General features: G+C 44.2%; 6 protein-coding genes. 3 read left to right on the forward strand and 3 right to left on the reverse strand.

What is annotated here, in order from left to right; genetic code table 11:
* The first annotated feature begins 3 nt into the window (after positions 1-3).
* Positions 4-744: an SDR family NAD(P)-dependent oxidoreductase gene (locus tag ACJ751_RS09800; RefSeq protein WP_407745308.1), complete on the forward strand. Its 741-nt coding sequence runs from the start codon at positions 4-6 to the stop codon at positions 742-744.
* Positions 745-948: 204 nt separating this feature from the next.
* On the opposite strand, the gene ACJ751_RS09805 is transcribed toward ACJ751_RS09800, so the two are convergent.
* Positions 949-1371, reverse strand: a complete 423-nt coding sequence (locus ACJ751_RS09805; RefSeq protein WP_132560834.1) for a hypothetical protein — start codon at positions 1369-1371, stop codon at positions 949-951.
* Positions 1372-2369: 998 nt separating this feature from the next.
* On the opposite strand from ACJ751_RS09805, the gene ACJ751_RS09810 reads away from it, so the two are divergent.
* A complete protein-coding gene (locus ACJ751_RS09810; protein ID WP_407745309.1) occupies positions 2370-3164 on the forward strand; it encodes a mechanosensitive ion channel family protein in 795 nt (264 codons plus the stop codon).
* A 2-nt stretch (positions 3165-3166) separates the two neighbouring features.
* On the opposite strand, the gene ACJ751_RS09815 is transcribed toward ACJ751_RS09810, so the two are convergent.
* Entirely contained in the window at positions 3167-4000 is an 834-nt protein-coding gene (locus ACJ751_RS09815) for an SDR family oxidoreductase (RefSeq protein WP_407745310.1), read from the reverse strand.
* A gap of 43 nt (positions 4001-4043) precedes the next feature.
* A complete protein-coding gene (locus ACJ751_RS09820) occupies positions 4044-5246 on the reverse strand; it encodes an NAD(P)/FAD-dependent oxidoreductase (protein ID WP_407745311.1) in 1203 nt (400 codons plus the stop codon).
* A 230-nt stretch (positions 5247-5476) separates the two neighbouring features.
* On the opposite strand from ACJ751_RS09820, the gene ACJ751_RS09825 reads away from it, so the two are divergent.
* Positions 5477-6677, forward strand: a 1201-nt coding sequence (locus ACJ751_RS09825) for a histidine kinase dimerization/phospho-acceptor domain-containing protein (protein ID WP_407745312.1), incomplete at its 3' end; no start/stop codon positions are given.

The following is a 6677-nucleotide window of genomic DNA, read 5'->3' on the forward strand; positions in this document are numbered from 1 at the left end:
ACTATGAAGAGATTAACAAACAAAGTTGTATTTATTACCGGCGGCAGCAGAGGGATAGGAGCAGGTATTGCTAAGCGTATGGCAGCAGAAGGCGCCGATGTGGTGATAACCTATGTACATGCAGCCGACCAGGCGAAACAGGTGGTTGATGAAATTAAAAAGTCAGGACAGCAGGCTTTGGCCATTGCGGTTGATAATGCTTCGCCCGATGCCATTCATGCAGCTATTGAAAAAGCCGTTGCCACGTTTGGCCGTATTGATATTCTTGTGAACAATGCCGGCATTTATGTTGCCAAACCACTGGCTGAGTATACCGTGGCCGATTTTGACACTACGATGGCCGTGAATGTACGGGCTGTATTCCTGGCTTCACAAAAAGCGGCGCAATATATGAAAGAAGGTGGCCGCATTATTACCATTGGCAGTAATATGGCGGAACGGGTTGCATTCCCAACAGGTAGTTTGTATGCCATGAGCAAAACGGCATTGATAGGTTTAACAAAGGGCCTTGCCCGTGACCTGGGTGGTAAGGGCATTACTGTGAATATGATACAACCCGGGCCGGTTGATACCGATATGAACCCGGCCGACGGCGCCCATGCGGATATACTTCGTGACGCCATGGCCATTCCTACATATGGCAAACCGGAAGATATAGCCGAACTGGCCACCTACCTGGCCAGTGAAACCAGCCGTTTTATGACGGGCGCTTCATTAACCATCGATGGTGGATTTAGCATTTAAGCAGTATACAATAAAAAACCCTCACACCGGCAATACCGGGACGAGGGTTTTATATTGACATGTTTGATGAGGCAGAATAATTACCATGAAACTTATCAGACGAGGGATTACAAAGACGAAAATGTACCTGTATCCTGCTCCTGTAGGGCTTCACATCAAAAGTACTTTCTCTCTGGACACTTTTTTAATACCAGTTAATGCTTATTAAACGCATTCCCACATGGTATTTTCGGTGGCTATCACCTGCATGGTTCCGTTAGAGGATAGAGTTACATTTTTTAATGTGTACAAGCCGGGCTTGCAGTTTCCTGGAACTGTTAGTCCATCAATGATTGCTTCAGCCGGTAAGCTGCCTCCGTCACCGGCGTTAACCTTTTCAGTAATTTCAATTGATTGCATCGGGCAGAAATAAAGCACCATTTTACCAAAGTTGCTTTCCAATCTTACCGGTGAAATGTTTGCTGTCACTGTTTCACCATGCGACAGTTTTTCTTCTTTCATTCTCTGTTGCAGTACATGCGGTTGAGAATAAGAAGTAATAACAACCGGAGTTGATTTTTCTGACTCAGCAGGTTTACCCTTTGCACCAAAGAGATTGCTGAAAAGGGAGGTGTGTTCTTTTTTCATATCTCTTAAATTTTTAGTTACAAAAAAACAATACTAAAAAGAGGTCTTCTTATACGAGCGTATAATCTGGCTTAATAACTTATTGTTCCGATCTAATCAGTAAATAGGATACAGAGCGTTGTACAATTCGTCTTTCTTCGGATTCTATTAGCGGTGTTATAAAGGTTCCAATCCATATTATCGGCTAAATAGGGGTGGAGCTAAAAAGAGGATAATATGACTCAATTAATACTACCTGAAATAGACAGCGGTTACCTGTAAAGTGCTGCTTTGTTTTAATTGGTGAAATGCATACAAAAGGTATGCTGTATAACTATGCTTTCGTCTGGTTTGTTCTCAAAATGGTGGAGATCGAAAATTCCGTTTCCCTGGTTCATCTATCGATGCGATGCCTGTTATGAAGTTGTTGAAATGTGTTCCCCCACTTTTCAAACGTACTGTTGTGCTTACTTCCAATGATAAAAGATCAAAAATTATGCCGGTCGAATTCTATCCAATTGCTATAAGAATTACTGTTCCTCTTTTATGATATCCTTTATTTGATGTCGTTATTATATTGCTGTAGGCAGATGGTTATTGTTTCACTTCTTATCTATACGTTGAATACGCCTGTTCCGTTGGCAATGTTCCTGCGTTCACGGTGAAAGAAGTGTTAATAGCAACTGGATTTTTTACTCTAACCTAATTTACTTCTTTTTTCTGGTATACTAATGCACCGCCCACATTAAAATTTAAATTTTACAAAAATCTGAAAATGATGAAAGCGTGTCGAAACAGGGAGCAGGCATTGCCATCGAAGGTGTATTAAAATTGAGCAAATCAGGGTTACTGAATCGCTGCGGTTTCCGCAAAAAAACATCAATGCCGGTTTTGGGAACTGGGGGTAGGTTTTCCCCAAAGCGTCGATTATCCTGTGCTGTTTACAGTTCAGGTTTATCAATATGGGTTGGCATTGATTTATTGAGATTAGCGTTCATATGTATCAAATATTATCCGCTATGGAAAAATGGTTCGAACTGATAAAGCAAAAATTGGAGTCCTGGTTGATGCTATCGATAAAAATGCTGCCTAACCTGTTATTGGCCGTGCTTGTCTTTACTGCTTTCTTTTTTTTGGCCAAATTCCTTAGAAAGATAGTGAACAAACTATTGGTGAGGGTATCGCACAAACCAACCATCAGTGGGTTGTTTTCGAGCATATTTTTTATTGTTGTTCTTTTGGTGGGTCTTTTTATCAGCCTGCAATTGCTGCATCTTGAAAAAACCATTGCTTCCCTGCTGGCGGGGGCTGGTATTATTGGCCTGGCATTGGGTTTTGCCTTCCAGGATCTTACGGCCAATTTCATATCAGGGGTATTCATCATTTTCAGAAAACCTTTCGATATTGGCAATATTGTAGACACAAACGGCTTTACCGGAATTGTGGAAGAAATACAATTGCGGTCAACCACCATTCGCACATTTCAGGGTCTGCACATTATGTTGCCGAATAAGGAAATATTCCAGAAGCCAATTACCAATTATTCTCTGAGTGGCAAACGGCGCATCGATGTTGACCTTACTTTCCCCGGAAAGTCGAATTTTCAGACTATTGAGCAACAAATTAAGGATGCGCTGCTACATGTTCCTGAGGTGAAGGATGAAAAAGTGCAGGTATTGTTTGTTGACTATAATGGCGATACTGTTAAAATGGAAGTGCATTGCTGGATCGACAATACCATAGAAATGGGCTTCAACAATACCCGCGATAAGGTGTTAAGGCAGATACATGCGGCCGTTACCTCGCATTTGTAATGTTATCCGTTAATAATAGAACCACCGTTGGGGTGCAATACCTGTCCGGTCATATAGGAGGCGTCCTTTGAAGCCAAAAAAAGATAGCTGGGCGCTACTTCAACCGGTTCGCCGGCCCTATGTAAGGGCGTGTTTTCACCATGGTGTTTGTTGCCTTCTTTATCATTGGTGGCGGTAGCAAGGGGCGTCCAGATGGGGCCCGGGGCCACGCCATTCACCCTGATCTCTTTACTAACCAGGCTGGCCGAGAGGCTACGGGTAAAAGCGACAATAGCGCCTTTGGTGGCGCTGTAATCCAACAGCATGGCATTGCCCTGGTAGGCTGTTACAGAACTGGTATTAATAATGGCGCTGCCTTTGGGCATATGGGGTAACGCGGCCTGCGTGATCCAGATCATGGCAAAAACATTCACCTGAAAAGTATGTATCAGGTTTTCGGTGGTTATATCTTCCAGTCCCTGGGTCTGGTGCTGGGTGCCGGCATTGTTAACGAGGATATCTATCCGGCCAAAATGAGTTACCGTTTTTTCAACCAGTTGGCGGCAAAAAGCTTCCTGGCTTATATCTCCGGGTATCAACAATACTTCCCCGCCGTATTTTTCAATCAATTTTTTTGTTGACCTGGCATCTTCATGTTCATTCAGATAATTTATAGCCACTTTAGCACCTTCTTTGGCAAACAGAATGGCCACTGCCTTACCAATACCGCTGTCGCCGCCGGTAATAAGGGCGATCTTGTTTTTCAACTTCCCACTGGGTTGATGCGTTACATCATCCACTATAGGTTTATGGTCCATCTGCTTTTCACTGCCCGGCAAAGTTTGGGTCGGTTTCATATCAATTGGTTTATTGTATACTGGAAAAAAACTGTGCCTCGTATTACCCGCGTTCAAACCCAAACAGCCGCGCATCATCGTCTTGCAGGCCCAAGGCCAGGCGGGTAATTATCTGCGCTGCTATAATGCTGAATGTTATTCCATTACCACCCAGTCCGAGCGCGAAATACGTATGCGGTTTACCTGGCAGGCTGCCAATATAGGGCAGTCCATCGCGGGTGGAAGCAAAGGTGCCGGCCCATTGAAAATCGGTCCTGAAATGAATGCCAGGAAATAACTTCCTGAATGCGTGTTCCAAGGCCTTTGTTTTGGTTGGCAGGGCCCGGTCGCGCAGGTAAGGACTGGAGAAATCATCGTCCCTGCCACCGATGAGAACACGATTGTCGCCGGTTGTGCGCAGGTACAAATAGGGACGGGCTGTTTCCCAGATCAGGGCATTACGATACCAGAAATGATCGGTATTGCCGGCCTCGCTAACGATGGCATAGGTTGAATGCAGGGTTTGCACTTTTTGTGGAATAAATTGGGCCGATTCATATCCACAGGCAATAACCAGCTTCCGGGCTTTTATCTTTTTGCCTTCATCAGTTACAAGGTGTACCCCGCGCTGGTTCTCCCCAAAATGGCTGATGGCGGTATGGTCATATACTTCCACACCCAATTGACGGCAACGATGCAACAGTGCATGGGTGAGGCTATAGGCTTTTACTTCGGCTGCATCGCTGGAAAGGAGGGCGGCATCTTTTTCAAATCCAAATTTGTCGTTTATAGCGTTTTTGTCGAGCCATTGCAAGTCTATACCGCATTGTTTGCGAAGGGTATATTCCTGTTTCAGGGCAGCTACGTCTTTTTTGTAAGAAGCGAATTGCAGGCTTGGGCGGCGGTTAAAACCGGCTTCGGCCCATTGCCCGCAAATGTTTTCCAGATCGTCGATGGCCTTCAGGCAAAGCAGGTAACTGCGCACCGCATCTTTTTCACCCCTTTTTTCAATCAGTTCCCTGAGCGGAACATCAATTTCATATTGCAACAAGGCGGTGCTGGCAGCCGTACTGCCCATGCCTACATGGCGTTTATCAACAACCACTGTTTTAAATCCGGCATTACATAAATGCCAGGCGGCCAGTGCGCCACTGATACCGGCTCCCATGATCACTACATCGGTACGTATATCATTTTGCAGGGAAGGATAGGAGTGAATAATGCCTTTGTCGAGCAGCCAGAAAGGATATTCCGATCTTAAGTCCATGTTCAATTGCTAATTAAGAAGTATGCCACTGTTCCAATGGCATATCATTTGAAAGTGTAACACTAGCAAAGCGTTTACTGCTAAATGCTTACTATGAGTGGTTTTTACAGGTATTGCCAGTGCAATCGCTGTTGGCGTATTGCCTATTGCCGGGAAACTTATTGCTCAACCTGAGGTAGCAGGAAATATTAAATATGAAAACGATGCTTGATACCAAGGCATAAATCAACATGGAAAAAAATAGTATATCAATACCCAATCAATTGGATTTTCTATCAGGTGGTGGTGATATGGGTGAGCGGATCCGCAATTTTGACTGGGGGAGCACGCCATTTGGAAATCCGGAATCCTGGGAGCAAGGTTTAAAGACCTGTGTCCGCATTATTCTTACCTCAGCGCAACCCATGTATGTATGGTGGGGACCTTCGCTCATCAATATTTATAACGACCAATATGCGCATTTTCTGGGTGTAAAGCATCCGGCCGCTTTAGGCGCCAAAGCTGAAGAGGTATGGCGGGAAGTATGGGACCTGCTGGTTCCCAAAATAAAGAGTGTAGAACGTAATGAAGGTACTTATGACGATTCCATGCTGTTTATTATGGAACGTAAGGGCTATCAGGAAGAAGTATATGTATCCTTTTGTTATAGCCCGGTACCAGGTGATAATGGAACCATGAAAGGCCTGTTCTGTGTTTGTTCCGACAATACCGAACGTATTATTAATGAAAGGTCGTTACAAACATTGCGTGATCTGGGCGCCATCGTGTTTGATGAAAAGTCGTTACAGGTTATTTACCGGAATTTAGCTGAAGCGTTAGGGAAAAACAATAAGGATTTTCCTTTTGCCACTGTATATAAATTAGAAGACAATGGCAGCATTGCTGTGGCCACCGCTTCAGCTGGCACCAACAATAAGCAATACCTGTTGCCTGCGGTCATCGATATGCAAGCTCCCACGATGGATACGCGGGAATTTTGCCAGGCTTATGCTTCCAATGAATTAACGGTTACTGAAATAAATACCCTAAACCAGGATATACCGAAAGGGGAATGGAAAGCAGCTACCACAAAGTTTGTTTTTATACCTATCACTGCAGTAGGCAGCAGCCATCCCTATGCTATTATTTTCGCTGCATTAAATCCCTACCGGCTTTTTGATAATCATTTCAAACAGTTTTGTGAGTTGATCGGTGAACGAGTTTCCCTGGAGGTCAATAAAATGCTGGCCATTGAAGAAGAACGAAAACGCGCAGAGGAACTGGAACAGATCGACAAAGCAAAAACTGTTTTCTTTAGTAACATTAGCCATGAGTTCAGAACACCGCTAACTCTTATATTGAACCCGCTGGAAGAATTGCTCAACCAGCCAACAAGCAATTTAACGGCTATTGAAAGACAGAATATTGAAACAACCCATCGGAATGCGGTGC

This window comes from Niastella sp., from assembly GCF_045805085.1.
Taxonomy (GTDB): domain Bacteria; phylum Bacteroidota; class Bacteroidia; order Chitinophagales; family Chitinophagaceae; genus Niastella.

Excerpts from the sequence above, each read along its gene's own strand:
- ACJ751_RS09800 (WP_407745308.1), top strand. The coding sequence starts at position 4 with ATGAAGAGATTAACAAACAAAGTTGTATTTATTACCGGCGGCAGCAGA.
- ACJ751_RS09805 (WP_132560834.1), bottom strand. The coding sequence starts at position 1,371 with ATGAAAAAAGAACACACCTCCCTTTTCAGCAATCTCTTTGGTGCAAAG.
- ACJ751_RS09810 (WP_407745309.1), top strand. The coding sequence starts at position 2,370 with ATGGAAAAATGGTTCGAACTGATAAAGCAAAAATTGGAGTCCTGGTTG.
- ACJ751_RS09815 (WP_407745310.1), bottom strand. The coding sequence starts at position 4,000 with ATGAAACCGACCCAAACTTTGCCGGGCAGTGAAAAGCAGATGGACCAT.
- ACJ751_RS09820 (WP_407745311.1), bottom strand. The coding sequence starts at position 5,246 with ATGGACTTAAGATCGGAATATCCTTTCTGGCTGCTCGACAAAGGCATT.